The organism is Mitsuaria sp. CC2 (assembly GCF_048957715.1).
Lineage (GTDB): Bacteria > Pseudomonadota > Gammaproteobacteria > Burkholderiales > Burkholderiaceae_C > Roseateles.
Genome location: NZ_JARVXN010000027.1, coordinates 13,770 through 39,898 on the forward strand (window position 1 = coordinate 13,770; position 26,129 = coordinate 39,898).

Sequence of the window (26,129 nt, forward strand, 5' to 3'; positions counted from 1 at the left end):
GGGAGATGGGGCCCTGTTTTCTCCATGTCCCCCGGCCGCGCCGCGGCCTCCTCCTAATACTTCCGAAAACAGGGCCCCATCCCCCTCCTCCACCGACCCCCTGCCCCACGCAGACGTCGGAGGAGCGGGATCCACTTCGAGGTCCGCCATGGCAGTCTCCGTCTTCGACCTGTTCAAGATCGGCATCGGGCCGTCGAGCTCGCACACCGTCGGCCCGATGCGCGCGGCGCGCATGTTCGTGCAGCGCCTGCGGCATGAGGGCGTGCTCGATCGCACCGTGCGCGTCGCCACGGCGCTGTACGGGTCGCTCGGGGCGACCGGCAAGGGTCACGGCTCCGACAAGGCGGTGCTGCTCGGCCTGGCCGGGCACGAGCCCGACACCGTCGACATCGAGTCGATTCCCGGCATCCTCGACGGCATCCGCAACGACAAGCGCATCGCGCTGGGCGGCGACCAGGTCGTGGCCTTCGACGAGGCGCGCGACCTCGTCATGTACCGCCGCCAGAGCCTGCCGCTGCACGCCAACGGCATGCGGCTGATCGCCTACGACGCCGAGGGCAACGAGATCCAGAACCGCGTGTACTACTCGGTGGGCGGCGGTTTCGTCGTCAGCGAGGAAGTGCTGGCCGACGGCAGCAAGCAGAAGCAGATCGCGCCGGACACCACCGTGCTGCCCTACCCCTTCAAGTCGGGCGCGGAGCTGCTCGAGCTGACGGAGAAGGAAGGCTGCTCCATCGCCGAAATCATGCGTCGCAACGAGCGCCACTGGCGCACCGACGAGGAGACCCGCGCCGGTCTGCTGAAGATCTGGCAGGTGATGCAGGACTGCGTCCAGCGCGGCTGCCGCACCGAGGGCATCCTGCCCGGCGGTTTCAAGGTGAAGCGCCGTTCGGCCGCGCTGTACCGCGACCTGATCGCGCATCCCGAGGCCGCGCTGCGCGATCCGCTGCAGGTGATGGACTGGGTCAACCTCTACGCGCTGGCCGTCAACGAGGAGAACGCCGCCGGCGGCCGCGTCGTGACGGCGCCGACCAACGGCGCGGCTGGCATCGTGCCGGCGGTGCTGCATTACTACGCGCGCTTCGTCCATTCGGCCAATGAGGACGGCATCGTCGACTTCCTGCTGACGGCCGCGGCGATCGGCATCCTTTACAAGGAGAACGCGTCGATCTCGGGCGCGGAGGTCGGCTGCCAGGGCGAAGTGGGCGTGGCCTGCTCGATGGCGGCCGCGGCGCTGTGCGCGGTGATGGGCGGCACGCCGGCGCAGACCGAGAACGCGGCCGAGATCGGCATGGAGCACCACCTGGGGCTGACCTGCGATCCGGTGGGCGGCCTGGTGCAGATCCCCTGCATCGAGCGCAACGCGATCGCGTCGGTCAAGGCCATCAACGCGGCGCGGATGGCGCTGCGGGGCGACGGCACGCACCACGTCAGCCTGGACAAGGTCATCAAGACCATGCGCGAGACCGGCGCCGACATGATGACCAAATACAAGGAGACCGCCCGGGGCGGTCTCGCGGTGAACATTGTCGAGTGCTGACACGCCGCCGACGTGTCAGAGGGGGAGGCCGATTCGCGTGCCCCGGACGGTACTGCTGTCCGGGATCAATCGCGAGTCAGGCGGCGAAAGCAGTCAGCACTCGAGCAAACGGTCGGTCCTGAAATCTGCCGTGACGGCACGAAGTCGGGACCGGTGTCGCATCAGCTTCAGTAGCTGATCGTCACGGTGACGGTATCGGTGTAGCTGCCCGGCACGACGCTGGCCAGCGAGGGGATGCGGCCGTAGACCGACAGCGACTGGGCCGAACCGGTGCCGGTGCCGTTCTTCGCGCTGGACGACGAGGTGCCGTCGCCCCACACCGAGCTGCGGCCGGAGTCCAGGTACAGCTGATAACCCAGCGTGTCGGAGCCGCTCTTCATCGTGCGGCTGGTGAAGTTGGTCGCGCCGCCCGCGTTCGCGCCGGCGTTCAGCGCGACGGTGTAGGACGTGGTGTTCGAGCAGGTGACGGTCAGGGTGGACGTGGCGTCCAGCGGCGTGCCGGCGACCAGCGGATCGATGGCGGAACCGAAGTTCAGGTTGGAGCCGGACACCGTGCAGGAGCTCGCGATCGTGGCCGTCACCGGGAAGGTGTTGGTCACCGGCGTGGCGCCGCGCGCCTCCTGGACCACGCTGAACATCAGGCCGGCGCCGATGGCCAGGCTGCTGAGCAGCATCGCGCTCTTGAAGCCGCTGTTGCGTTCCGCCCGGATCGCTTTGAGGTACTTGGTGGTGCTCATGTGGTGTCCCCCTGTTGATGGAACGAATCTTCCGTTTCAGGGCGTTTCCGCGGCAGACAGGCTTGCCGCATGGCGCGGTGCAGCGAAGTCGGCAGGCCGTGTAGGCAATCGACCGACAGCTGACAGACACTCTCCTCCATGACTTCCCACCTTGATTCGACACGGCGCCGCTGGCTGGCGCTGGGCGTGCCGTGCCTGGGCGTGCTGATGATCGTGCTGGACACGACCATCGTGAACGTGGCGCTGCCCTCGATCCGCGCCGAACTGAAGTTCACCCAGACCTCGCTGGTCTGGGTCGCCAACGCCTACATGCTGACCTTCGGCGGCTTCATGCTGCTGGTGGGCGGCCGACCGGGCGACCTCTACGGCCACCGGCGCATGTTCCTGGCGGGCCTCGCGCTGTTCACGGTCGCGTCGGGGGCCTGCGGACTGGCCCGGACGCGGGAGCTGCTGATCGCCGCGATGCTGGCCGTCAACGCTCCAGCAAGGGCCAGACGTACTTCACCGGCACCGCATAGGTGATGCCGCTGGGCGCGCTGAGCGCCGATTCGCGCGTGCCCTTGAGCACCACCATGTTCACGACGCCCACGACCTTGCCGGTGCGGATGTCCAGCAGCGGTCCGCCGCTGTTGCCGGGGTAGGCCGTGGCGTCCAGCTGCAGGAATTCCATCGCGCCATCGCGCAGCTGGCGCACCGCGCGTTCCGACAACGTGTTCGACGTCGGCGCCGGAAGCGCCGCGCGGGTGAGTGCGGCGACGGTGCCGCGGTGCGTCGCCATCGTCACGCCGAGCGCCGTGCCGATCGGATAGCCCATCAGCGCGATCGCGGCGCCTTCGCGCACCACCGGCTGGTCGCCGACGACCTCCGCCAGCGACAGCACATCGACGAGCGCGCCCTTGTCGTCGGCCAGCTCGACGATCGCCAGGTCACGCGCGGTGTCGCGGCGCAGCAGCTTCACGGCCCGCAGCTGCGGCTGAGCGGACGCGCCGCCCGCGGCGGGCACCGTGATCATGAGGTCCTTCTCGATCGGGTTCGGGATCACGTGCGCACAGGTGACGATGCGCCGGCCGTCGCCGATCGCGAAGCCTGTCCCGCGGAAGCCGAAGCGGGGGTTGTCCGTCGCCGCGAAGGTCCCCACCGCCACCACCGCCTGCCGGCTGCGGTCGATCAGGTCGGGCAAGGTGTTGGGCATCTCCTGCGCCCGGGCCGGCGTGGGCACGCCGGTCAGGCCCAGCGCGCCTCCCGCGCCCAGCAGCAGCAAGTCGCGTCGTTGAATCATGCCGCGAGGTCCTTTGTCGTGGTGCCCATCTCCAGCGTGGAGACGAAACTGCGCCAATGGCGGTCGGGTTCGTCGATGCGGAAGCCGTAGAAACTGCCCTGCTCGGTGTCCTTGCGCCGCACCGCGCGCGCGGTGACGTGCGCGACCTCGTTGCGGCCGAGTTCGATCTCCACGGTCCCGTCCTCGTTCAGCGGCAGGTCATGATTGCACTCGGCCTGGAAGCCGTGCGCCGAGACCTCGATCACGTCGAGATCGAAGTGACCGAGCTGGCTCTCGTTGGCGGCGCGGATGTCGAGATGTCCCGGGCACCGGATCGAGTAGCGCGGGTACTGCCGCAGCGAGCGCCCCAGGTCCTGGCCGCCGCCGCTGAGCATCGGCAGCACCTCGCGGAACTGGGCGTCCTCGCGGTACACGGACCAGAGCAACGCCTTCTTGCGGTCGTCCATCGTCGAGAACACCGGCACGACGTCGTTGAAGAAGTGATCCAGCAAGGCCGGTGTCATGACCGGGTCGTTGGTCGGGTGGAAGCGGCGCTCCGGCAGCCGGATGTTGGGCAGGCGGTGGCGGAAGAAGTAGTGGTGGAGGTTCTTCTCCGGCCGGCGGCCGCGATAGCGCTTCTCGAACAGCGCATCGGCCTCGTGCAGGTCCAGCGTCGCGCCGACCGCCGGCGCGCCGTTGGCGAAGTCGTATTCCGCCACCGTCTGTTCGCGCAGCCTCGTGAAGGACAGCAGCGCCTCGTAGAGCTCGATCTTGTCGGGGTTCACGGCGATCACCAGGTGCCGGGTGTCGAAGTACTCGGTGCAGTACTGGTGCATGAACTTCATCAGCGGGAACAGGATCGCCCCGCCGGTCTTGCGGAACGCCGGCGCGACCGCCAGCGCCGAGATCTCCGCGACCTTGCCGCCCTTGGCGCGCACGCCCTCGAGATCGAAGACCGACTGCAGCGGGAAGCCGAAGACGCCCTCGCGCACCATCGAGATCGTGCCCACCACCTGCCCGTCGTACTTGGCGCACAGCGTCGTGGTCGTGGGCAGCGCGTGATAGATCGTCACGCGCATGCCGCTCGGGTCGGGCTTCATGAAGCCGCTGCCGACGTAGGCGTCGTGCAGGATGCGGAAGCAGGCGTCGAGTTCCTCCTGCGTGTCCGCGACCTTGAGCTCCAGCCGCTCGGAGGGCGCGGGGTCGCAGTCCACCATGCGCCGGTACACCGCGAAGCGCATCGGCTTGGGCAGCGAGGAGAACAGGCGCCGCAGCCCCTGGTGGAGCCGCTTGCGCAGGCTGGATCGTCGAATCTGGCTCATGACCGTCCCCTCCCCTGGCGCGGCGATGCCACCGTCACGCGGTCCCCGCGGCGACCGACCTCGCGGTCGGGCGCCTCAACGGATCGCGGCCTGCAGCTTGCGCACCTCGGCTTGTTGCTCGTCATTCGGTCCCAGGTCCGCCAGGCGCTTGAGTTCCGCCTCGGCCTCGCCCTTGTTGCCGCCGGCCACGTACAACTGCGCCAGGCGCAGGCGGTACGCGGGCACGTTCGGCGCCTGCTTCACGGCGTCCTTCTGCACCTCGATGGCCTTGGCGGTCTGGCCCTTGGCGGCGAGCGCCTCGGCCAGCGTGTCCATGTACGGCGGCACATTGGGACGCAGCTTGTTCGCTTGCTCGGCAAATTTCAAGCCCTCGTCCGCCTTGCCGGCCCGCAGCCGCAGCCAGGCGACGTTGTTGGCCGCCGCCGCGTTGTCGGGATTGGCCGTCAGCACCGCCTGGTAACGCTGCTCGGCCTCAGGATAACGGCCGGCGTTCAGCGCCACGTCGCCGAGGTGATAGGCGAACAATTCGTCCGTCTTCACCCGGGCCAGGTAGGACGCCGCCCAGCGGTCCGCCTCGTCCTTCTTGCCGGACTGGATCAGCACGCCGTGCAGCGCGATCGCGAGTTCGGTGTTCGGCACCACCGCGCCGGCGTCGCCGGCCAGCTGGTCGGCCTTGCGATAGGCCGCGATCGCCGCCGGCGCATCCTTGCGCGCGCGCGCGACATCGCCTTCGAGCTTCCAGCCCAGGCCGAATTTCGGCTGCGCCGTCTGCAGCGCCTTCGCCGTCGTCAGCGCCAGGTCCGGCAGACCGAGCTGCAGGCTCTTCTCCACGACCTTGCGGGCCAGTTCCCCGTCGCCGGGGGCGATCGCCTGGGCACGCTTGAGCGCCGCGGTCGCCGCGGCCTTGTCGCCGGCCTGCGCGTAGGCGTCCGCCAGACGCAGCGGACCCAGCGGCGAACGCGGCTGCAAGGTCGCGACCTTGTTGAAGCTGCTGATCGCCTGCTGGCGGTCGCCGGCGGCGGCCTGCACCTGCCCCAGCAGATCGACCAGCGCGGGGTTGTCCGGGCTCGCCGTCACGCCTTCCTGCGCCAGCGCCAGCGCCGCCTTCAGGTCTTTCTTCTCCATGAGCAGACCGACCGCCGCCTGGCGCGGCGTCGCATCGTCCGGATGCTGCTTGGCGAGTTCCGTCAGGCGCTTGGCCGCAACGTCCTTGTCGATCAGCTGGTGGGTGAGCTTGAGGCCCAGGACGGCCATTTCGGCGCGCAGGTTCTTGGGGTCGGCCTTCAGCACGGCCTCGTAGCGCTTGACGGCGTCCGCGACCTTGCGTTCCTGCAGGTCCTGCGCCGCGAGGCTGTTGGCCGCCGTCATCGAGCCCGGGTCGCGCCTGGCGGCCTCCTCGAAGTGGGCCCGCGCGCCCGCGCGATCGCCGCGCAGCAGCGCGAGGCGGCCGCGCAGTTCGGCCGGGGTCGACGACTTGGGATCCTTCTTCTCCAGCGCAGCGATCGCCTGCGTCGCGCCGTCGCTGTCCTTCTTGCGCGCCAGCACGCTGATCAGCGCGATGTCGGCGATGGTGCCCTTGTCCTCGGCCGCAAGCTGGCGCAACGCGCGCAGGCCGGCGGCCTCCTCGCCCTTCATGATCTGGTTGAGCGCCAGGCCGACACGGCTGCGCATGTCGTTGGGGTTGGCCTCGGCGGCGCGCGCCAGGTAGCGCTCGGCTTCGGCGCCCTGCCCCTGCTTGAGGCGGATCTCGGCGGCCAGCGCGAGCGCCTCCGACGACGTCGACTTCGCGTCCAGCGCCGGCTGCAGGGTGGCCATCGCCTGGTCGGGATCGCCGCCGCGCAGCTGCAGCTGCGCCAGCGCGACGCGCGCAGGCTGCGTCTCGGGCGAGGCCTGGATGATCTTGCTGTACTGCGTCTCGGCCTGGCGGAAGTCGCCGTTGGCCTGCGCGACGCGACCCGCCAGGAAAAGCGCGCGATCGTTGTTCGGCGCCGCCTTCAGCAGCGCCTGCGTGAGGTCGGTCGCCTCCTTGACCTGGCCCGCGTCCATCGCGAACACGGCGGCGTAGTAGAAGGTCTGCGGGTGCTGCGGCGCGGCCGCCTTCATGGCGGCGACGGCCTCCTTGGCGCCGGCCTTGTCACCAGTGCGCATCAGCACGTTGATCAGGCCCGCGTGGGCGCCGACGAGCTTCTTGTCGAGTTCGACCGCCTTGCGGAAACTCGCGACGGCATCGGCCGAAGGCGCGTCGGACAGCACCTGCAGCTCGCCCTTGAGCTGCCAGGCCTCGCCCGATTGCGGCGACTTGGCGATCACCCGCTCGACCTCGGCGAGCGCCTCCGCCGGCTTGCCCTCGCTGCTCAGGAGCCGCACGTTGACCAGGCCCGCCGCCGGGTTGTCGGGGGCCGCGCGCAACGCGGCGTTCGCGGCCTGGCGCGCCTCGGGCAGCTTCTGCTTCGCGACGTAGGCGCCGACCAGCGCCATCTGGAGGTCGGCCTCGTCGGCCGGCGTCCGCAGGTGGGTGCTGCCGTACTGGCCCAGCAGTTCGTCGACCTTGCCCTGCAACAGCAGGAGCCGCGCCTGGAGCGCGACCAGCGCGTCGCCGCCGAAGCCCTGCGTCTTCGCCTTGTCGGCCTCGATCACCGCGCCGGGGACGTCGCCGCTGTCCAGCAGCGCCTTGGCGAGCAGGAAGCGCGCCTCGGCCAATGTCTCGTCCTTCTGCAGCGCGTTCTTGAGCTGGATGATCGCGGCCTTGTTGTCGCGCTTCTCCAGGTGGCCCTTGGCGGACTTCACCAGGTCCTGCGCCGAGTCGCCGAAGCAGCCCGCGAGCAGCAGCGCCGAGCCCAGCGCCAGCGCGGTCGCGCCGCGACGCAGCGCGCGGGGACCGGAACGATCGCTGCGATCGCTGCATTCACGGCGGGGTTGGCAGGCGTCCTCCGCGCCGAGGGTCACAGACAGGGGACCGGACATCTTGGTGTTCTCAGGCTTGCGGGACATGCGTCGTCTCTTTCGCTGTCGGGTTATCCGTGGAAGGTCACTCGTCAGGCCTTGACGCCGAGGCGGGCCATCAGATCGTACAGAGTCGGCCGGCTGACGCCGAGCAGGTCGGCGGCCTTGGCGATGTTGCCGTCGGTGCGTGACAGCGCGGCCACGACGGCCTGCCGCTCGGCGCGCTCGCGCACGGCGCGCAGGTCGAGTTCCGAGCCGTCGGACGGGACGTCGGCGCCGGCGGGCACGGGCAGGTTGAGGTCGTCGGCGGTGATGCGCTCGCCGTCGGCCATGATGGACGCGCGCTTCATGACGTTCTGCAGCTCGCGCACGTTGCCCGGCCAGCGATGGGCCTCGACGGCGCGGATCGCGTCGTCGGCCAGGCGCAGGATGGGGCGGCGCTGCTCGGACGAGAAGCGGCGCAGGAAGGCGTGGCTCAGCAGCACCGCGTCGCCGGCGCGATCGCGCAGCGGCGGGATGTCCACGACGATCTCGGCGAGCCGGTAGAACAGGTCTTCGCGGAACAGGCCCTGCTCGATCTTGGCCTTCAGGTCCTGGTGGGTCGCGCCGACGATGCGCACGTCGACCGCGATCTCCTGGCGGCCGCCCAGGCGGTCGATGCTGCGCTCCTGCAGGAAGCGCAGCAGCTTGGCCTGCAGGGGCATGGGCAGATCGCCGATTTCATCGAGCATCAGCGTGCCGCCGTGGGCGGTCTCGATCTTGCCGACCGTGGTCTTGGTCGCGCCGGTGAAGGCGCCGCGTTCGTAGCCGAACAGCTCGCTCTCCAGCAGCGCTTCGGGGATCGCCGCGCAGTTGATGGCGACGAAGCGGCCCTTGCGCTTGGACGCGTCGTGCAGCGATTGCGCCAGCACTTCCTTGCCGGTGCCGCTCTCGCCCAGCAGCAGCACGGTGGCATCGCTGCCGGCCACGCGCTCGACGGTGCGGCAGATGCGCTGCATCTGCGCGTCGCGCGTGAGCAGCTTGCCGGTAGGTTCGCCGTCCTGCTGCGTCAGCAGGCGCTGGTTCTCCTGCTGCAGCTCGTGCAGGCGCATCGCGCGCTCCACGGTCAGCACCAGCACGTCCGGATCGACCGGCTTGGCCAGGAAGTCGTAGGCGCCCATGCGGATCGCGCGCAGGGCGTTGGTCTGGTCGTTCTGGCCGGTCAGCACGATGACCTTGGTGCCGGGCTCCAGCTCGATCAGCTTCTCGAGCAGCTTGAAGCCTTCCGAGGTCGAGTCCTGGTCGGGCGGCAGTCCGAGGTCCATCGTGACCACCGGCGGCTTGTGCCGGCGGAACTGCAGCACGGCGCTGGCGACGTCGTCGGCGGTGACGGACTCGAAGCGGTCCATGGACCACTTGAGCTGCTTCTGCAGCGCGAGGTCGTCCTCGACGATCAGCAGTGACGGGGGTTGTGCACTCATCGGGCCTCCACCAGACCCGCGTCACTGCCCGACTGGGCAAAGAACAGCGGCAACAGGATGGTGACCTTGGTGCCTTGTCCGGGCGCGCTTTCCACGTTGATCTTCCCTCCGAGTTCCTGCAGGTACTGGTAGCTCTCGTAGGCGCCGATGCCCATGCCCGCCGCCTTCGTCGTCTGGAACGGCTTGAACAGCCGTTGATCGATGAACTCCTGCGACATGCCGCAGCCAGTATCTTCCACTTCCACCTGCGCGTGGCTGCCCACGCGCTGCAATCGCAGGGTCACGCGCCCGTCCAGGGGCGTCGCGTCCAGCGCGTTCTGCACCACGTGGCCGAGCACGCGCTCGATGCGCTCCTCATGGCCGCGCGCGCTGACCTCATCGCGCAGCTCCAGCTCCAGCGCGCGGCCCTTGCTCACGGCCGCCGCGGCCAGCCGCCGGGCGATCGCCGTCAGCGCCACGCCGCCGGCGCTGCCGTGATGCGGCTTGTCGCCCTCGCGCAATTGCAGCATCAGCTGACGCATCTTCTCCAGCGAGTTTTCCACCGTGTCCAGCATGTCCTGCTGGAACTCCGGGTTGTCGCGCAGGCGCTTGGCGTTCTTCATCATCAACGACAGCTGCGTGACGATGTTCTTGAGGTCGTGCACGACGAAGGCCGACATGCGGTTGAAGGCCTCGAACTTGCGCGCCTCCAGCAGCGCCTCCGCCGCCTGCATCTGCGCCAGGTAGCTGGCCGCCTGCTGGGCCGCGGTGCGCAGCAGGTCGCGCACTTCCCAGTCCAGCTCCAGGCGCGTGCGCGGCTGGCCCAGGATCACCCAGCCCGTCAGGACACCGGCGTTGAGCAGCGGGATCAGCAGCCAATGACGCGCATCGCCGGCGATCGCCTCGGGCAGGGCGGCATGGTCGTAGGCGGCCGGATGGCGGCGCCATTCGTCGAGGTCGACGATCCACGCGCGTTCCTGCAGGAGGCGCAGCAAAGGCGCGTCGGCGGTCAGCGGCTGGCGGTCGTCGTTCAGGTTCCAGCGCGCGGCCTGCTGGTAGTCCGTTCCTTCCGCCGTGGCCGGCGAGCGGCGCAGCCACAGCGCGCCGCCGGGGCTCTCCACCAGGTGCGCCAGGCCGCGGATCACCGATTCGCCCAGCTCCGCCGGCGACGCGCTGGCCGACAGCATCGCGGTGAAGCGCAGCCACTCCTGCCGGTAGTCGTAGCGGTAGCTGAAGAAGTGCTTGCTGATGTAGACCCGCAGCTTCGCGCGCAGCGAGCCCGACAGTCCCATCGTCAGCAGCGCCAGCACGCCGACCGCGAGCAGCACCTGCTGCAGCGCGCGGCCCCATTCGCCGCCGGTGTAGCGCACGTAGTAGCCGATGCCGGACACGCCCAGCAGGTACACGCCGACGATCAGCAGCGTCGCGGAGTGGAAGGCCGCGGTGCGCGAGACATGCAGCTTGTCCAGCCACTTCTTGTGGCGGCGGCTGGCCATCCAGAGCAGCGGCACGGCCAGGCTGTGCACGGCGGCGCGCACGCTGACGGCGTCGCCGTCGAACTGCGCGAACAGCGAGGCCTGCGAGAACACGAACACGTCGAACGCGAAGACCGCACCCAGCCCGAGGCTCACCGGCTTGGCGTTCCAGCGCGCGTCGCTGTCGATGTTGCGCAGCATCTGCTCGATCAGCACCAGCCCGAACACGCCCAGGCCCAGCCACGACATCGTCATCGGACGCTGCAGCGCCGCCAGCGGCGCGTCGCCCCAGTAGCGCCACAGCGGCAGCGCGACGGCGGCGGCCACGCCGGCCCAGGCCAGCCATTGCAGCGGTCGGGCGACGCCGGCGCTGCGCGCGCGGCCGTCGTCGTCGCGCGATTCGATCAGCGCCAGGATGAAGGAGAACCATGCGCCGTAGCGCAGCGCATCGCAGATGGGGAGCAGCACCAGCACGGGCCACTGGTGGGCGCCGAGCCAACCCTGCTCGGCGGCGGCGTCAAGGGCGGCCCACAGGGCCGTCAGCAGCAGGGCCGCTTCCAGGCGCAGCGCGCGGCGCCGGTGCTGGCCGAACTGGGGCAGCACCACGACCGCCAGGGCCAGATGCGCAAATACCGCGACGATCCCCGACGCGGCGCCGAGGCTCAGGGTGTTGGCCCACATGGATCAACGTCCCGGAGCGGGACGCTCCGACGTCGCGCTCAGCGCGCCCCCCGGCCCGTCAGGACCACCGCCACCGTCTCGAGCATGATCAGCAGGTCGAGGAACAGCGTGTGGTTCTTGACGTAGTACAGGTCGTACTGGAGCTTCTCCAGCGAGTCCTCGATGGTCGAGCCGTATTCGTAGCGGACCTGCGCCCAGCCGGTCACGCCCGGCTTCACGCTGTGACGCACCGCGTAGTACGGGATCTGCGCCACCAGCTCGTCGACGAAGAACGGACGCTCGGGACGCGGACCGACCATGCTCATCTCGCCGCGCAGCACGTTGATCAGCTGCGGCAGCTCGTCGATGCGGACCTTGCGGATGAAGTTGCCGACGCGCGTCACGCGGGCGTCGTTCTTGGTCGCCCACTGGGGACGGCCGTCCTTCTCGGCATCGTTGCGCATGCTGCGGAACTTGATCACCTTGAAGGTCGCGCCGCGCAGGCCGACGCGCTCCTGGGTGTAGAAGATGCCGCCGGGCGATTCCAGCTTGATGAGCAGCGCGGTGACCGCCATGATCGGCGCGGTCGCGACCAGCAGCAGCAGGGAGGACAGCAGGTCGAAGGCGCGCTTCACGGCGCTGCGCAGCACGCCCTGGTTGAAGCCGTCGCCGAAGATCAGCCAGCCGGCGTGCACGTGGCTGATCTTGATCTGCGCCAGCGTCTTCTCGAAGTAGGTGGCCAGGTCCACGACGCGGATGCCGTAGAGCTTGCAGTCCAGCAGCTGGCGAAGCGGCATGCTGCCGCCGCGGCGCTCGGACAGCGCCACGACGATCTCGTCCACGCCCAGGCGCATGGCGGCGTCGGTCAGGCTTTCGGCGGCCAGCAGCTCATGCGCGGGCACCTGCGGATCGATCTCGTTGGGGCCGGGCAGGAAACCGACGATCTGCGCGTGCGGATCGGCGGCGCGCAGGCTTTCGCTGACGGCCAGCGCGGCGTGGCCGCTGCCGAAGATCAGGATCTTGGTCCGGCCGGCGCCCTGCGCGCCGGAGTGCGCGGCGTACACGCGGTGCACCATGACCAGCGCGACGGCCAGCATGGCGGTCGTGGTCAGCAGGTCGCGGTGGGACACGGTGGCGGGGATCAGGCTGAACAGGCCGTAGGCCAGCGGCAGACCGATGAGCAGCGCGAACAGCGCACGCGCGCAGGACTGCGTCAGCGAGCGCTTGTGGGATTGGGAGTAGAGGCCGGACGCGGAGTTGATGACGAACATGCCGCCGGCGAGGGAGAGTCCGTAGGACGCGGCGAAGGTCACCATGTGCTCGCCGCTGCCCTGGCTCAAGGCGACCGCGAATACCGCCGCCACGATCAGGCCCAGGTCGAACAGCACCTGAACCAGGGTACGACGATGAAGGTAATGGTTGAAAATTCGAATCATGCCCGTCCCCAAAGCTGGTCACGGCATCCTCTTGGGATGCTGTCGCCGACCCGGGTGAACCTCTCAGGACCGCTCATCGCGAACACGCCCTCCGCCCGAGGAGGCCCCATTCGCTGCGGGGGGCATCATGCCTCCCACCCCCAGGCTTGAAAGCCCCCTGTTTGCAGGGGCGTCCGCCTTGCAATCCGGCTCGGTTGAACCCGTCTCGCCGACCGCCGCCGGATCCCCGAATCGACCCCGTGGCGCGCTGACGGGGGCCATTGTCTGTAGGGCCGCAGAGGTGCGAACCCCCTGACTGAATGCTTTGAGGGGCTCTCGTGTGGGAATGCACGTGAGTGAGGGGGGGCCCCCTCGATCAGGGGACAGGGTCTGTGTCGCCCCGACATCGGCGTGTCAGAGGGGCCTGGCGGGAGGTGCGACGGCGGGGCGGCGGACGAAAAAACGCCCACCGAGGTGGGCGTTCCTTGATCGTTCCGTGACGGCCAGGCCCCACCGGAGCGGGGCCTGGCGCCGACGGCTCAGCGCACGACGGCGAGCTGCTCGCGGTTGCCACCCTTGTAGGTGTACAGGGTCAGCGCGCCGTTCTTGATGTCGCCCTTGGCGTCGAAGGCGATCGTGCCGGTCACGCCCTTGTAGTCGGACGTCTTGGCCAGCACCGGCAGGTAGACCTTGGGGTCGGCGGACTTGGCCTTGACCATGGCGTCGACCATCACGTTGACGGCGTCATAGACGTACGGGGCGTAGATCTGGACCTCGACCTTGTTCTTTTCCTTGAACTTGGCCTTGAAGGCGTCCAGCGACTTCTTCGACTCGCCTTCCACGCCGCCCGCTTCCGCGCAGACGACCTGGCTGTCGGAGATGGTGCCGGCCGACAGCTTGGGCAGTTCGGCCGTGCAGATGCCGTCGCCGCCCATGAACTTGGCTTCGATGCCCAGCTGCTTCATCTGGCGCAGCATCGGGCCGGCCACGGCGTCCATGCCGCCGAAGAAGACGACGTCGGGCTTCTTGCCCTTCAGGGAGGTCAGGATGGCGGTGAAGTCCGTGGCCTTGTCGTTGGTGAATTCACGACCGACGACCTTGCCGCCCGCGGCCTTGACGCCCTTCTCGAATTCGTCGGCGACGCCCTGGCCGTAGGCGGTGCGGTCGTCGATGACGGCGATGGACTTGCCCTTCAGCGAGGTCACCGCGTACTTGCCCAGCGTGCCGCCCAGATGCACGTCGTCGGCCACGACGCGGAACGCCGTCTTGTAGCCGTTGCGGGTGTACTTGGGGTTGGTCGCCGAGGGCGAGATCTGCGGGATGCCCGCGTCGCTGTAGATCTTGGACGCGGGGATGGTCGTGCCGGAGTTCAGGTGGCCGATCACGCCGTTGACCTTGGAGTCGACCAGCTTCTGGGCGGCCGCGGTACCTTGCTTCGGATCGCCGGCGTCGTCTTCGGCCAGCAGCTCGAACTTGACCTTCTTGCCGCCGATCGTCACGCCCTTGGCGTTCAGCTCGTCGATGGCCATCTTGGCGCCCAGTTCATTGTCCTTGCCCAGGTGCGCGATGGCGCCGCTGGTGGGACCCACGTGGCCGATCTTGACCACCGCATCCTGCGCCAGGGCGGCGCCGCTTGCGGCAATGGCGATTGCGCCCACGATCACATTCAGCTTGGATTGCATCTAGGAACCTCCGACTCGGGATATGTGGAATGACGTTGAGTTCTCAACGCGAGCGACCATACCCCGAAAGACGGAAGCGTTTCCATAGTGAAAATGCTGTGAACGCGGTCACGGGCCAGACGTTGTGGCAGCCCTGTCACCGGGGCAAACCCGGATGGTTTTCGCGGGAGTGCGACGTCGCACACACAACCCGCACGCGGAGTGCGGATTTCCGCCCAGATCGACGATCGCGACGCGACTCAGCGCCCTGTCGACGGGCTTCGCGGCACCACGGCGGCGCGGGCTGGCACCCGCTTGGCGCAGGCCTCGGGCCTGCGAAGCAATGACAGAAATCAGCGGAAATCCGTCGGCTCAAGCCGACATCACGTGGTGATTGAGCGTCAGACCGAGCGCCTTGTAGGCCTTGAATCGTCCGCGTCCCGCGGCGACCTGCTCGGCGTCGGCGGAGACCAGCTCCAGCACACGCTCGAAACGCTCGAGGCCGGGCGGCACGCCGGGCTCGAAATTGAGCAAGACCTGGCACCCGGCCAGCGCGTCGAGCTGGTCCGAGAGCAGGATCGGGGTGCGCGCCCGCAGCGCCTCCGGTGTGTCGGCCCGCAGCAGCAGATGCGGCAGGAACTCGCCGGGCTCGAAGGTCCAGAGGGTCTGATCCAGTCGCTCCAGCAGCCGCATCGCCCCCCAGACGCCGACGGTCAGACCCGCCGCCTGCGTCTTGCGCAGCAGGCGGCAGGCATAGACCTGACGGTCGGGCACGCCGGTATAGAAGTTGACTTCCGTCACCGGACCCGCCCTCCCCTTGTCAGAACGCCGCGAGCGGTCAGCGGACCTGCGACAGCACGAAGTGCGTCAGCAGCCCGACCGGACGGCCGGTCGCGCCCTTGGCGGCGCCGCCCTTCCAGGCGGTGCCGGCGATGTCCAGGTGGCCCCAGCGGTACTTGGACGCGAAGCGCTGCAGGAACTTCGCGGCGGTGATGGATCCGCCCTCGCGGCCGGCGACATTGGCAACGTCGGCGAAGTTGGTCTTCAGGCCGTCGGCGTAGTCGTCGTCCAGCGGCAGGCGCCAGCACGGGTCCAGCGCCGTCTCGCCGGCGGCGCTCAGCGCGGCCGCCAGTTCGTCGTCGCTGGCGTACATGCCGGAGCGCACGCCGCCCAGCGCGATCACGCAGGCGCCGGTCAGCGTCGCGACGTCGACGACGGCCGCGGGCTTGAAGCGCTCGGCGTAGGTCAGCGCGTCGCACAGGATCAGTCGGCCTTCGGCGTCGGTGTTCAGGATCTCGATGGTCTGGCCCGACATCGAGGTCACCACGTCACCCGGCTTGACCGCACGGCCGCTGGGCATGTTCTCGCAGGCGGCGATCAGCACGACCAGGTTGATCTTGGGCTTGAGCTCGACCACGGCGCGCAGCGTGCCCAGCACGGAGGCGGCGCCGCCCATGTCGAACTTCATCTCGTCCATGCCGGCGCCCGGCTTCAGCGAGATGCCGCCCGAGTCGAAGGTGATGCCCTTGCCGACCAGCACGACCGGCGCCTGCGTCTTGGCGGCGCCTTCGTACCTGGCCACGATGAAACGCGGCGGCACGTCGGAGCCCTTGGCCACGGACAGGAAGGAGCCCATGCCCAGCTTCTCGATGCCCTTCTGGTCCAGGACCTCGACCTTGATGCCGTGGCTCTTGGCCAGGGCCTTGGTCTGGTCGGCCAGGTAGGCCGGCGTGGCCACGTTCGGCGGCAGGTTGGCGCACTCGCGCGCGACGGCGATGCCGGCGCCGATGGCCTGGCCGCGGGTCAGGCCGGCCTTGACCGCCTTGACCTCGTCCTTGCCGTGCAGCAGGGCGATCTTCGTCAGCTTCGAGGCGGCGGGCGCGCTCGGCTTGGTCTCGCGGTAGACGTAGGTGGCTTCCAGGGCGGCGAGCGCGGTCTGCTCGGCCAGGGACTCGGTCAGCTCGGCGCCGAAACCGACGTAGGCGATCGAGGCGCCGGCGGCGCCCTTGCCCTTGAGTTGACCCAGCGCGGCGCCCAGCGCGGCGCGTGCCGCCTTCAGCGACGGGCCGCTGCCGGCGACGACCAGTCTGGGCGCCTTCAGGCCGGCGGGACGGACCAGGGACAAGACCTGACCCGCCTTCAGCTCGAAGTCGCCGAGCTTGACGGCGTCCTTGACCAGGGCGGCGACGGTCTTGTCGAGCGAGGCCGGCAGGCTGTCGCCCGCGACCACCAGCACGAGGGCGTCAGCGCCGTGCGACGACAGGGCGTCGAGGGAAACGAGCTGAGAGCGGAAGTCCATAATGCCGAGAAGTAGATAAAGTGCCCGGATGTTATTCGATTCAACCGTACGCAAGGAACTGGCCCGCAGTTTCGGATTGGCCTTCGTGGTCATCCTGACCATCGTCGTGACGATGCTGCTGGTGCGCTCGCTCGGCATGGCGGCCAAGGGGACGGTGGCCCCGCAGCACGTGCTGCTGTCGCTGGGTTACCTGACCCTGACCCAGCTGCCGCTGATGCTCGGCCTGTCGCTGTTCGTGGCCGTCGTCATGTCGCTGGGACGCATGTACAAGGAATCGGAGATGACCGTCTGGTTCGCCAGCGGCCTGGGGCTGACGCGCTTCGCCCGCCCGGTGCTGACGATGGCCGCACCCGTGCTGGTGGTGGTGCTGATCCTGCTGACCATCGTCTCGCCGTGGAGCAACGACAGCAGCGCGCAGCTCCGTGCGCAGTTCGAGCAGCGCAGCGACCTGTCGCGCGTCGCGCCGGGCCAGTTCCAGACCTCCAGCGACGGCACGCGCGTGTTCTTCATCGAACGCGATCCGGCCGACGAGGCCGCCGCGCGCAACGTCTTCATCATGAACAACACCGAGCACCTGGAGTCGGTGACGACCTCGGCGCGCGGCGCGCTGCAGTACAAGGACAACCAGCGCGTGCTGGTGCTGGAGCACGGCCAGCGCAACGACGTCGACCGGCGCAACGGCGACAAGTCCGTGGCCCGCTTCCAGCAGTACCAGGTCGTGGTGGACGAAGAGGTCATGCGCGTCGGCGGCACGCTGCCGCCCAAGGCGAGACCGACGATCGACCTGCTGGTCGAGCGCACGCCGCAGGGCGACGGTGAACTGGCTTTCCGCTTCGGCATGGCGCTGGCCTGCGTCAACCTGGTGCTGCTGGGCATCGGCATCTCCGCGACCAATCCGCGCCGGGCCAGCAACTGGAACCTGCTGTTCGCGCTGCTGGCGTTCATCGTCTATTACAACCTGACGACCTTGAGCCAGACCTGGGTGGTCGGCAACAAGGTGAAGCTGGGCCCGGCGCTGCTGGCGCTGCACGGCGGCGCGCTGGTCGTGGCGATGCTGCTGATGCTGTGGCGCGAACAGGGCGCGCGACTGGGCGCGCCGCGCAGCGGCGTGATCCCGCCTCCGCCGGAGAACCCGGCTTATGCCGAGACGGTCTTCTCCGCGCCTCCCGCCAGCCTGGTGATCGCGCCGGCATCGATGTCTTCCTCCACGCCGGGAGTGCCCACATGAGAACCGTCCGGCGGCTGCTGTACCGCGACATCCTGAGCTCGTTCGCCCTGGTCATGACCGGGTTCCTGGCGCTGTTCTTCTTCCTGGACTTCATCGACGACCTGGAGCGCTTCCAGCGCCTGGGCCTGGGCATCGGGACGGCGGTCTGGTCCAGCATGCTCAAGCTCCCGGGCCGCTTCTACGAGCTGATGCCGATCGCGGTATTGATCGGCACCATCTTCAGCATGGCGCGGCTGGCGCAGTCCAGCGAGTTCACCATCCTGCGCACCGGCGGTCTCGGCCCGCAGCGCGCGCTGGGCCTGCTGAGCGTGATGGCCCTGGCCTTCGCGGTGCTGGCCTTCGTCGTGGGCGACTTCGTCAACCCGTGGGCGGACCGTCAGGCGCAGCTGCTCAAGTCCAGCGCCAGCGGCGGCGTCACGAACGCCCAGGGCGCGTGGTTGAAGGACCGCGTCGGCGACTACAGCTACGCCGTGCACGTCGGGCGGGCCCGCGCCAACGGGCAGATGGAGGACGTGCTGATCTTCGAGTTCGACAGCAAGGGCGCCATGGCCACGCGGCTGACCGCCAAGAGTGCGACCGTCGACCTGACCGGCCGCTGGCTGATGAACGAGGTGCAGCTGATGTTGTGGTCGCGCACGCCGACGCCGCTGAACCAGCCCGCCATGTCCGCGCCGCAGCACGCGGATCCCGCGGCGCCGCAGGACAGGCTGGCCGAGAACCCCGCGGTGCGCGAGATCCTCGTGCCCACCTACGAATGGCAGAGCCAGTTGCCCTCGGGCGTGGTGGCCGCGGCGGTGCAGCCGACCTGGAACATGTCCACGCTGGAGCTCTACCGCTACACGCGCCACCTGTCCTCGCAGGAGCAGTCGTCGGCGCAGCCGGAGATCCAGTTCTGGCGCAAGGCCTTCTATCCGTTCGCCTGCATGGTGATGGTGGCGCTGGCGCTGCCCTTCGCCTACCTGCATTTCCGCTCGGGCGGCATCAGCGTGAAGGTCTTCGGCGGCATCATGCTGGGCATCAGCTTCGTGGTGCTGAACGCCATCACCGGCCACCTCGGGCTGCTGCGCGACTGGACGCCATGGCTGGTCGCCTCGGCGCCCAGCCTGGTGTACCTCGGCATCTCGATGGGGGCGTTCTACTGGCTGGTGCGCTATCGATGACGTTGGCGATCCAGTGCGGGATCGCCGCCTGCCCGGCCGACGGCCGGCCCGACTCCACCTGTCGCCGGAAGGGGACCCGCTGATGCAAGGTCTGCTGCTTTTCGCCCACGGGGCCCGCGATCCGGCCTGGGCCGGTCCGTTCCAGGCCATCGCCGCGGAACTCCAGATCCGGCGGCCGGAACTGCCCATCGCCCTCGCCTACCTGGAACTCATGGCGCCCGACCTGACCACCGCCGCCGGCGCGCTGGTCGCGGTGGGCTGCACGCACGTGCAGATCGTGCCGATGTTCCTGGGCGCCAGCGGCCATGTGCGCCGCGACGTCCCGCCGCTGGTGGAGTCGCTGCGCGCGGCGCACCCCCGCGTGCTTTTCGTCCTGCACGACGCCATCGGCGAACAGCCCTCGGTGATCCGCGCGATGGCGGGCGCCACGCTGGACCTGATCACGTCCGTCACCCTGCCCGCCGATCCGCTCAACCCGGCCACGCCGACCGAGCTGCCCCAGTCCTGAGCCGTCCCGTCTGACTGTCCCGTCGACCATCCCGCCGACCTTGCGATGACCCCGCCATGAACCTGCACCAGTTCCGCTTCGTTCAAGAGGCCGCGCGCCGCAACCTCAACCTGACCGAGACGGCCAAGGCGCTGTACACCTCGCAGCCGGGCGTCTCCAAGGCGATCCTGGAGCTGGAGGAGGAGCTCGGTGTCGACATCTTCTCGCGCCACGGCAAGCGCCTGCGCAGCATCACCGAGCCCGGGCGCCAGGTCCTGAAGTCCATCGAGATCATCATGCGCGAGGTGGGCAACCTCAAGCGCATCGGCGAGGAGTACTCCAAGCAGGACGTCGGCACGCTGTCGATCGCGACCACGCACACCCAGGCGAGGTACGTGCTGCCCGGCCCGGTCACGCAGTTGCGCAAGCAGTTCCCGCAGGTCAACATCGGCCTGCACCAGGGGAGCCCGGACCAGGTCGCCCGGATGTTGATCGACGAGACCGCCGACGTGGGCCTCGCGACCGAATCGCTGTCGCAGTTCGAGGAGCTCGTCACCCTGCCCGCCTACGAATGGCAGCACGTGCTGGTGATGCGCGCCGAGCATCCGCTCGCGCAGCTCGAGCGCATCGACCTCGAGCACCTGGCCGCGCAGCCGTTGGTGTCCTACCACCCCAGCTTCACCGGCCGCACCCGCATCGACCGCGCCTTCGCGCAACGCCAGCTCAAGCCCGACATCGTGCTGGAGGCGATCGACTCCGACGTCATCAAGACCTATGTCCGGCTGGGCCTGGGCGTGGGCATCGTCGCCGAGATGGCGGTGCGCGAAGACCCGCCGGGCGGCGAACTCGTCTCGCGGCCGCTCGGCCATCTGCTGGGCCAGAACGTCGCCCGCATCGCCTTCAAGCGCGGCGCCTACCTGCGCAATTACGTGTACAGCTTCGCGGAGCTGCTCTCCGACCGGCTCAACCGCACGCTGCTGCAGCGCGCGATGAGCGGCGAAGCCAGCGACTACGACTTGTGATCCCTACCATGCGCATTCACACCCCCGTTCCCGCGAGCCGTCTGCCCCAACTGGGCGTCACCGTGTTCAGCGTCATGTCCGCGCTGGCGCAGCAGCACCAGGCGGTCAACCTCGGCCAGGGTTTCCCGGACTTCGAAGGCGACCCGGCGTTGCTGGACGCCGTCGACGCCGCGATGCGCGCCGGCCACAACCAGTACCCGCCCATGCCCGGCGTGCCGGCGCTGCGCCAGGCCATCGCCGCGAAGATCGAGACGCTCTACGGTCACGCCTACCACCCCGACACCGAGATCACCGTCACCGCCGGCGCGACGCAGGCGATCCTGACGGCGCTGCTCGCGATCGTCCATCCGGGCGATGAAGTGGTCGTGCTGGAGCCGGCCTACGACAGCTACGCGCCCAACATCGCGCTGGCCGGCGGCGTCATGGTCCCGGTGCCGCTGGATCCGGCGAGCTTCCGTCCCGACTTCGACCGCATTCGCGCCGCACTCACGCCGCGCACCCGCGCGATCATGATCAACAGCCCGCACAACCCGAGCGGCGCGGTGTGGAGCGCGGACGAACTGCGGCAACTCGCCGAACTGCTGGACGGCACCGAGGTGCTGGTGATCAGCGACGAGGTCTACGAGCACATGGTCTACGACGGCCAGACGCACCAGAGCGTGTCGCGCCTGCCGGCGCTGGCCGCGCGCAGCTTCGTCGTATCGAGTTTCGGCAAGACCTACCACGTGACCGGCTGGAAGGTCGGCTACGTGACGGCGCCGGCGCCGCTGATGGCGGAGTTCCGCAAGGTCCACCAGTACAACGTGTTCACGGTGAACTCGGCGATGCAGCACGGCATCGCGGCCTATATGCGCGACCCGGCGCCCTACCTGGGCCTGAGCGACTTCTATCAGCGCAAGCGCGACCGGTTCCGCGCGGGGCTGGCCGAGACGGCTTTCGTGCTGCGTCCCTGCCCCGGCAGCTACTTCCAATGCGTTGATTACAGCGCGCTGCCTGCGGCGCAGGCGGCGATGGGTGACATGGAAATCAGCCAGTGGCTCACGCGCGAGATCGGTGTCGCCGCGATTCCGCTGTCGGCGTTCTACACCGGCGGCAGCGACGCCAAGGTCATCCGTTTCTGCTTCGCGAAGAAGGACGAGACGCTCGATCTCGCACTGGACCGTCTGAAGAAGATCTGAATCACCGCCCCTTGGGTTCCCGCGGCGTGTCGTCCTCGACAAGCGACAGATCCAGGTCGATCGACTGCGTGAGCGGCGTGCGCGACGGCGTCGGCGACTGCCAGACCATCGTGGCCATCTGATCTGTCGGCGCGGTCGCGTCCAACGGCAGCACGACATCGATCGAATTGCCGTCGATCTCGTGCTCGGCCCGATCGCGGGCCACCGCGTACAGCAGCAGCAGATCGCGATACGCGGGCAGCCCCAGGTCCCCGTTGTATTCCTGGTGGTTGGACAGCAGGTCCTGAAGCAGGCTCATGCTGCCTTCCGGATCGGACCAGGCCGCTTCGAGCCGCGTGATCAGTTCAGCGTGGGTTTCCAACGCGTTGCCCTCGTTGAGGTCGTCGCTCCACGACGGGGCGCGGGCGTGGAACTGCGAGGAGAAGCGCGTGCCGATGCGATCGAAGGCTTCGCGGTCGCCGCGGCGCTGATAGAGCTCCATCAGCTTCAGGAAGGGCAGCCCGCTGGCCGCGTCGCGATGGTTCAGGCGCGAGGACAGCAGCTCGATCGCCGCGTCGTCCTGGCCCAGCACCATGAAGAAGTCGACCTGCTGCTCGAGGTCGATGAGTTCCTCCACGGTGACGGTGACGCCGCCGCCGCCCAGATCGGTCGAGAGCGGCGCCGGCCGCGTGTCGCCGCGCTCGAACTGCAGGCTCAGCGGCTCCATCGCGTCGAGAGCCGCCAGGGCGTCGAGCGCATCGTCCGCGGCGGTCGTCGGGGCCCGGGCGGGCGGTCGGGACGGTGAGGCGGACCTGGCGAACGCGGAAGGCGCCGGCGGGGCCGGCGGCGTCGGCGTCATCAAGGGCGCGGGCCGTGTCGGCGGCTCGTCGAGGCTCAGTGGCATCGGAATCGTCGACGGCGCCTGGGACGCCGCGGGGCCGTCGCTCGACAGGTGCGACATCAGCGGCGCCGGCGAGCTGTGCGGATCGGTGGGCGTGAACGGGGACGGTCCGGTCGGGACCGGCGGCAGCACCGTCTCGGCGCCGGCGTCCTCGTGACGGGAATCACCCAGCCAGTGCTGGCCGGCCTCGCGCTTCTGCACGCGGTTGCTGCGCCAGAGCAGCAGGCTGCTGGCGGCCAGTGCCAGGCTCAGCAGGCTCAGGCCCAGCACCCAGACCGACGAGGCGTTGCCGCCCTTCTCGGCCTCCGCGCGAGCGGCCTGCAACTCCTGGCGCAAGGTCGTCATCGCGGCGAGCGTGCGCTGCTGCTCGGCCTGCATGTCGGCGAGCTGCTTCTGCATCGCCATCATCTGCTGGCGAGCATCCTCCGCGGCGCTCGCGGCACTGGCGGCGGCCTCGGCCGCCAGCAAGGCCGGCGCTGGCGGCTGCAGCGCCTCCACCGGCTCCAGCGACAGGCGCGGCGTGGCGGGACGCACGACGCGTGCCTCGCGCCTCGGTGCCTGTGTTCGATCGCGGTTCTGCCGCGCCTCCCGCGACGAGGTCGAGCTGCCGCTGCCCTCGGAGCCAGGACTTGCCTCGGCGGTGCGGCGTGCCGGACGACGCGGGCGTTCAGTGGCGGCCTTGCCGGCATTGGCGGCACCTTCGGCGGCACGGGGCGTCGCCGCGGCGGCGATCGCCAGTTCATTGCCGGCACGCGGCGCCTGACGCGACGCGGCCTCCGACGATCGCACCGGCTGACCTTCCTGTTGCGCCTGCAGCGCGGGCGACACGGCCGGCGTGGGCGTCAGACCGGGATCGCCGATCACCTCGCCGTTCAGGCCCGGCGGGTCGATGAACGCGGTGTACTGGCGCGTCAGGCGCGTCGGGCAACCGACGCTCAACTGCACCGAGACGATGGGCTCGTCGATGCGCTGCATGCTCCGCAGCCGCACGCCGGTGACGCGAGAGCCGTCGCCCTCCACCTGCCAATGCAGGCCCGACGCGTTGAGCGCGTTCTCGCCGGCGCTGACTTCCGCGCGCACGCACTCGGGCGTCACGGTCTCGCCGGGATTGAGCTGGACGGGGAACAGCAGGTTCAGAGGCTGGCCCAATGACGAGGCCGCCTGGGGGCGGCCGACACCGAGGCTCCAGGCCGCCGGCGTCGACATCATGAGGAGGGCAAGCACGAGAACGCTGTGCGACGGCGACGCGCCGCGCGGGTCGTGAAGGTCTCGATCCATTCCCGCTGTTCTTGCTGTTGGTGTGCGTTTCACTCTAGCACGGTGCTTACAGGGACAAACCCGGAAAAGCGCCCTGCATTCCCCCCGGATGCGCATCGCCCACGCATCATGCCCGCATCGCCGAGGCACCCGCAGGCAGCGCGCGGGTCCCTCACAATAGGCCAGAAACAACCCGGAACAGGCCGCCATGGCTGCGGCCCATCCCCACAATTCAGGAGACGGCTGGCCTGTCACGCCAGCGACAAAGCATGAACAGCTCGGTTCTTACAATTTCGGAACGCAACAACATCGAGACGGGGCCGTGGTTTTCCAAGCTGTCACTGCCGCTGCGCAGCGACATTCTGGCGCGCGCCACCGTGAGACGCCTGACCGACGGCGCGCTGATGTCCGTGCGCGGCGAACCGGCCGAGGAATGGATCGGCGTGGCCAAGGGCGCGGTGCGGGTGAGTTCGGTGTCGCTGTCGGGCAAGCAGGTGACGCTGACCTACGTCGAACCCGGCATCTGGTTCGGCGACATCGCCCTGTTCGACGGCCTGCCGCGCACGCACGACGCGAGCGCGCATGGCGAAACCACGCTGCTGGTGATCCGCAAGCCCGATTTCCGCGACCTGCTGCAGCGTCACACCGAACTCTACGAAGCGCTGCTGCGCCTGAACTGCCGGCGGCTGCGCCTGATGTTCGATCAGGTCGAGGATCTCAACACCCGGCCCCTGGCCTCGCGACTGGCCAAGCAGATCCTGCTGCTGGCGCGCAGCTACGGCGTGTCGCAAGGCGAAGAGGTCCGCATCGGTCTGCAGCTGGCGCAGGAGGATCTGGCGCAATTGCTGGGCGCGTCGCGGCAGCGCGTGAACCAGGAGCTCAAGGGCTTCGAGCGCGAAGGCGCGGTGCGCGTCGAGCCGACCCGGCTGGTGGTGTTGAGCAAGGAAAAGCTGCTGGCCATCGCCAACCGCTGAGCGTCCCGGGCACGTTCCCGCCTGCCGAAGGCGGAGGATTCCGGGGACGCGTCGATCACGAATCACGACAACTCCAGGAGACCTTGTGGACGACGCTTTCACCGGCACCCGCGCCCCTTCGCAACCGATGGACACCGAGGCGCTCGCCGCCTGGCTGGCGCGCGAGATCGACGGCTTCGCCGGCCCGCTGACCATCGAGCAGTTCAAGGGCGGCCAGTCCAATCCCACCTACAAGCTGATCACGCCGGGCGCGACCTACGTGATGCGCGCCAAGCCGGCGCCGGTGGCCAAGCTGCTGCCGTCGGCGCACGCCATCGAGCGCGAGTTCACCGTGATGCGCGCCCTGGCAGGCACCGACGTGCCGGTACCGCGCATGCTGGCGCTGTGCGAGGACGAATCCATCGTCGGCCGCGCGTTCTACGTCATGGCGTTCATGCAGGGTCGGGTCTTGTGGGACCAGACGCTGCCGGGCGCGTCCAACGCGGAACGCACGGCGATTTACGAGGAGATGAACCGCGTCATCGCCGCGCTGCATCGCGTGGACTTCCGCGCGCTGGGGCTGGAGGGTTACGGCAAGCCCGGCAACTACTTCGAGCGCCAGATCGGCCGCTGGAGCAAGCAGTACCAGGCCACGATCACCGGCCCGAACGAGGCCATGGACCGCCTGATCGAGTGGCTGCCCGCGCACATCCCCGACTCGGCGCGTGACGAGCGCGAGGTCGCGATCGTGCACGGCGACTACCGGCTGGACAACCTCGTCTTCCACCCGACGGAACCGCGCGTGCTGGCGGTGCTGGATTGGGAGCTGTCGACACTGGGCCATCCGCTGGCGGACTTCAGCTACCACTGCATGTCGTGGCACATCCGCAAGAGCGGCGCGGCGCGCGGCCTGGGCGGCGTGGACCTGGCGCCGCTGGGCATCCCGAGCGAACTCGACTACGTGCGCCGCTATTGCGAACGCACCGGTCGCGGCGACGCGGCGACGGTGATGAAGGACTGGAACTTCTACCTCGCCTACAACCTGTTCCGCATCTGCGCGATCCTGCAGGGCATCGCCAAGCGCGTCGAGGACGGCACCGCGTCCAGCCAGCAGGCCCGCGAGGCCGGCGCCGGCGCGAAGCCGATGGCGGAACTCGGCTGGCAGTTCGTGCAGAGGCTCTCCAGCTGAAATGTTGTCGGGCTGATCGCGAGCGC

General features: G+C 69.1%; 19 protein-coding genes and 1 pseudogene. 9 read left to right on the top strand and 11 right to left on the bottom strand.

What is annotated here, in order from left to right; all coding sequences use genetic code 11:
• Positions 1-148 precede the first annotated feature (148 nt).
• Positions 149-1,540, top strand: a complete 1,392-nt coding sequence (locus PV762_RS17855; RefSeq protein ID WP_421036353.1) for an L-serine ammonia-lyase — start codon at positions 149-151, stop codon at positions 1,538-1,540.
• A gap of 167 nt (positions 1,541-1,707) precedes the next feature.
• Here the strand turns inward: PV762_RS17855 and PV762_RS17860 are convergent, their stop codons facing one another.
• A complete protein-coding gene (locus tag PV762_RS17860; RefSeq protein WP_421036354.1) occupies positions 1,708-2,277 on the bottom strand; it encodes a spore coat U domain-containing protein in 570 nt (189 codons plus the stop codon).
• A 138-nt stretch (positions 2,278-2,415) separates the two neighbouring features.
• Here PV762_RS17860 and PV762_RS17865 point away from each other — a divergent pair.
• Positions 2,416-2,739 (top strand): annotated as a pseudogene (locus PV762_RS17865) (MFS transporter); the annotation flags it as partial.
• A gap of 10 nt (positions 2,740-2,749) precedes the next feature.
• Here the strand turns inward: PV762_RS17865 and PV762_RS17870 are convergent.
• From PV762_RS17870 to PV762_RS17910, 9 genes are all read right to left on the bottom strand, one after another.
• The gene (locus PV762_RS17870) at positions 2,750-3,556 is read right to left on the bottom strand and encodes a S1 family peptidase (protein WP_421036355.1); all 807 of its coding nucleotides are present in this window, start codon (positions 3,554-3,556) and stop codon (positions 2,750-2,752) included.
• Positions 3,553-4,857 (bottom strand): GNAT family N-acetyltransferase, encoded by a 1,305-nt coding sequence (locus PV762_RS17875; RefSeq protein WP_421036356.1) that lies wholly within the window; start codon positions 4,855-4,857, stop codon positions 3,553-3,555. Before PV762_RS17875 ends, PV762_RS17870 begins: the two co-directional genes overlap by 4 nt.
• 75 nt (positions 4,858-4,932) lie before the next feature.
• The gene (gene prsT, locus PV762_RS17880; RefSeq protein ID WP_421036357.1) at positions 4,933-7,848 is read right to left on the bottom strand and encodes an XrtA/PEP-CTERM system TPR-repeat protein PrsT; all 2,916 of its coding nucleotides are present in this window, start codon (positions 7,846-7,848) and stop codon (positions 4,933-4,935) included.
• Positions 7,849-7,892: 44 nt separating this feature from the next.
• Positions 7,893-9,260, bottom strand: coding sequence for a PEP-CTERM-box response regulator transcription factor (gene prsR / locus PV762_RS17885; protein ID WP_421036358.1), 1,368 nt, complete (start codon positions 9,258-9,260; stop codon positions 7,893-7,895).
• The gene (gene prsK, locus PV762_RS17890; RefSeq protein WP_421036359.1) at positions 9,257-11,395 is read right to left on the bottom strand and encodes an XrtA/PEP-CTERM system histidine kinase PrsK; all 2,139 of its coding nucleotides are present in this window, start codon (positions 11,393-11,395) and stop codon (positions 9,257-9,259) included. The genes prsR and prsK overlap by 4 nt, the downstream gene beginning before the upstream one ends.
• A gap of 38 nt (positions 11,396-11,433) precedes the next feature.
• Positions 11,434-12,810 carry a TIGR03013 family XrtA/PEP-CTERM system glycosyltransferase gene (locus PV762_RS17895; RefSeq protein WP_421036360.1) on the bottom strand — a complete coding sequence of 459 codons (1,377 nt, stop codon included), beginning with the start codon at positions 12,808-12,810 and terminating at the stop codon, positions 11,434-11,436.
• Between the two features lie 518 nt (positions 12,811-13,328).
• A complete protein-coding gene (locus PV762_RS17900) occupies positions 13,329-14,471 on the bottom strand; it encodes a branched-chain amino acid ABC transporter substrate-binding protein (protein WP_421036361.1) in 1,143 nt (380 codons plus the stop codon).
• A 351-nt stretch (positions 14,472-14,822) separates the two neighbouring features.
• Positions 14,823-15,251: a DNA polymerase III subunit chi gene (locus tag PV762_RS17905; protein WP_421036362.1), complete on the bottom strand. Its 429-nt coding sequence runs from the start codon at positions 15,249-15,251 to the stop codon at positions 14,823-14,825.
• Between the two features lie 37 nt (positions 15,252-15,288).
• On the bottom strand, positions 15,289-16,749 hold the full coding sequence (locus PV762_RS17910; RefSeq protein ID WP_421036363.1) for a leucyl aminopeptidase: 1,461 nt from the start codon (positions 16,747-16,749) through the stop codon (positions 15,289-15,291).
• A gap of 28 nt (positions 16,750-16,777) precedes the next feature.
• Between PV762_RS17910 and lptF the strand changes: the two genes are divergently transcribed.
• The 5 genes from lptF to PV762_RS17935 all read left to right on the top strand — a co-directional run bounded on the left by lptF (position 16,778) and on the right by PV762_RS17935 (position 21,824).
• Positions 16,778-17,977 (top strand): LPS export ABC transporter permease LptF, encoded by a 1,200-nt coding sequence (lptF, locus tag PV762_RS17915; RefSeq protein ID WP_421036364.1) that lies wholly within the window; start codon positions 16,778-16,780, stop codon positions 17,975-17,977.
• A complete protein-coding gene (gene lptG / locus PV762_RS17920) occupies positions 17,974-19,137 on the top strand; it encodes an LPS export ABC transporter permease LptG (RefSeq protein ID WP_421036365.1) in 1,164 nt (387 codons plus the stop codon). The genes lptF and lptG overlap by 4 nt, the downstream gene beginning before the upstream one ends.
• Positions 19,138-19,219: 82 nt before the next feature.
• Positions 19,220-19,645, top strand: coding sequence for a sirohydrochlorin chelatase (locus PV762_RS17925; protein WP_421036366.1), 426 nt, complete (start codon positions 19,220-19,222; stop codon positions 19,643-19,645).
• A 56-nt stretch (positions 19,646-19,701) separates the two neighbouring features.
• The gene (locus PV762_RS17930; RefSeq protein WP_421036367.1) at positions 19,702-20,646 is read left to right on the top strand and encodes a CysB family HTH-type transcriptional regulator; all 945 of its coding nucleotides are present in this window, start codon (positions 19,702-19,704) and stop codon (positions 20,644-20,646) included.
• Between the two features lie 8 nt (positions 20,647-20,654).
• Positions 20,655-21,824 carry a pyridoxal phosphate-dependent aminotransferase gene (locus PV762_RS17935; RefSeq protein ID WP_421036368.1) on the top strand — a complete coding sequence of 390 codons (1,170 nt, stop codon included), beginning with the start codon at positions 20,655-20,657 and terminating at the stop codon, positions 21,822-21,824.
• 1 nt (position 21,825) lies between these two features.
• Here PV762_RS17935 and PV762_RS17940 read toward each other — a convergent pair whose 3' ends face one another.
• Positions 21,826-23,982, bottom strand: a complete 2,157-nt coding sequence (locus PV762_RS17940; protein WP_421036369.1) for a FimV family protein — start codon at positions 23,980-23,982, stop codon at positions 21,826-21,828.
• Positions 23,983-24,230: 248 nt separating this feature from the next.
• On the opposite strand from PV762_RS17940, the gene PV762_RS17945 reads away from it, so the two are divergent.
• Positions 24,231-24,935 (top strand): Crp/Fnr family transcriptional regulator, encoded by a 705-nt coding sequence (locus PV762_RS17945; protein ID WP_088408218.1) that lies wholly within the window; start codon positions 24,231-24,233, stop codon positions 24,933-24,935.
• Positions 24,936-25,062: 127 nt separating this feature from the next.
• Positions 25,063-26,103, top strand: coding sequence for a phosphotransferase (locus tag PV762_RS17950; RefSeq protein ID WP_421036642.1), 1,041 nt, complete (start codon positions 25,063-25,065; stop codon positions 26,101-26,103).
• Positions 26,104-26,129 lie beyond the last annotated feature (26 nt).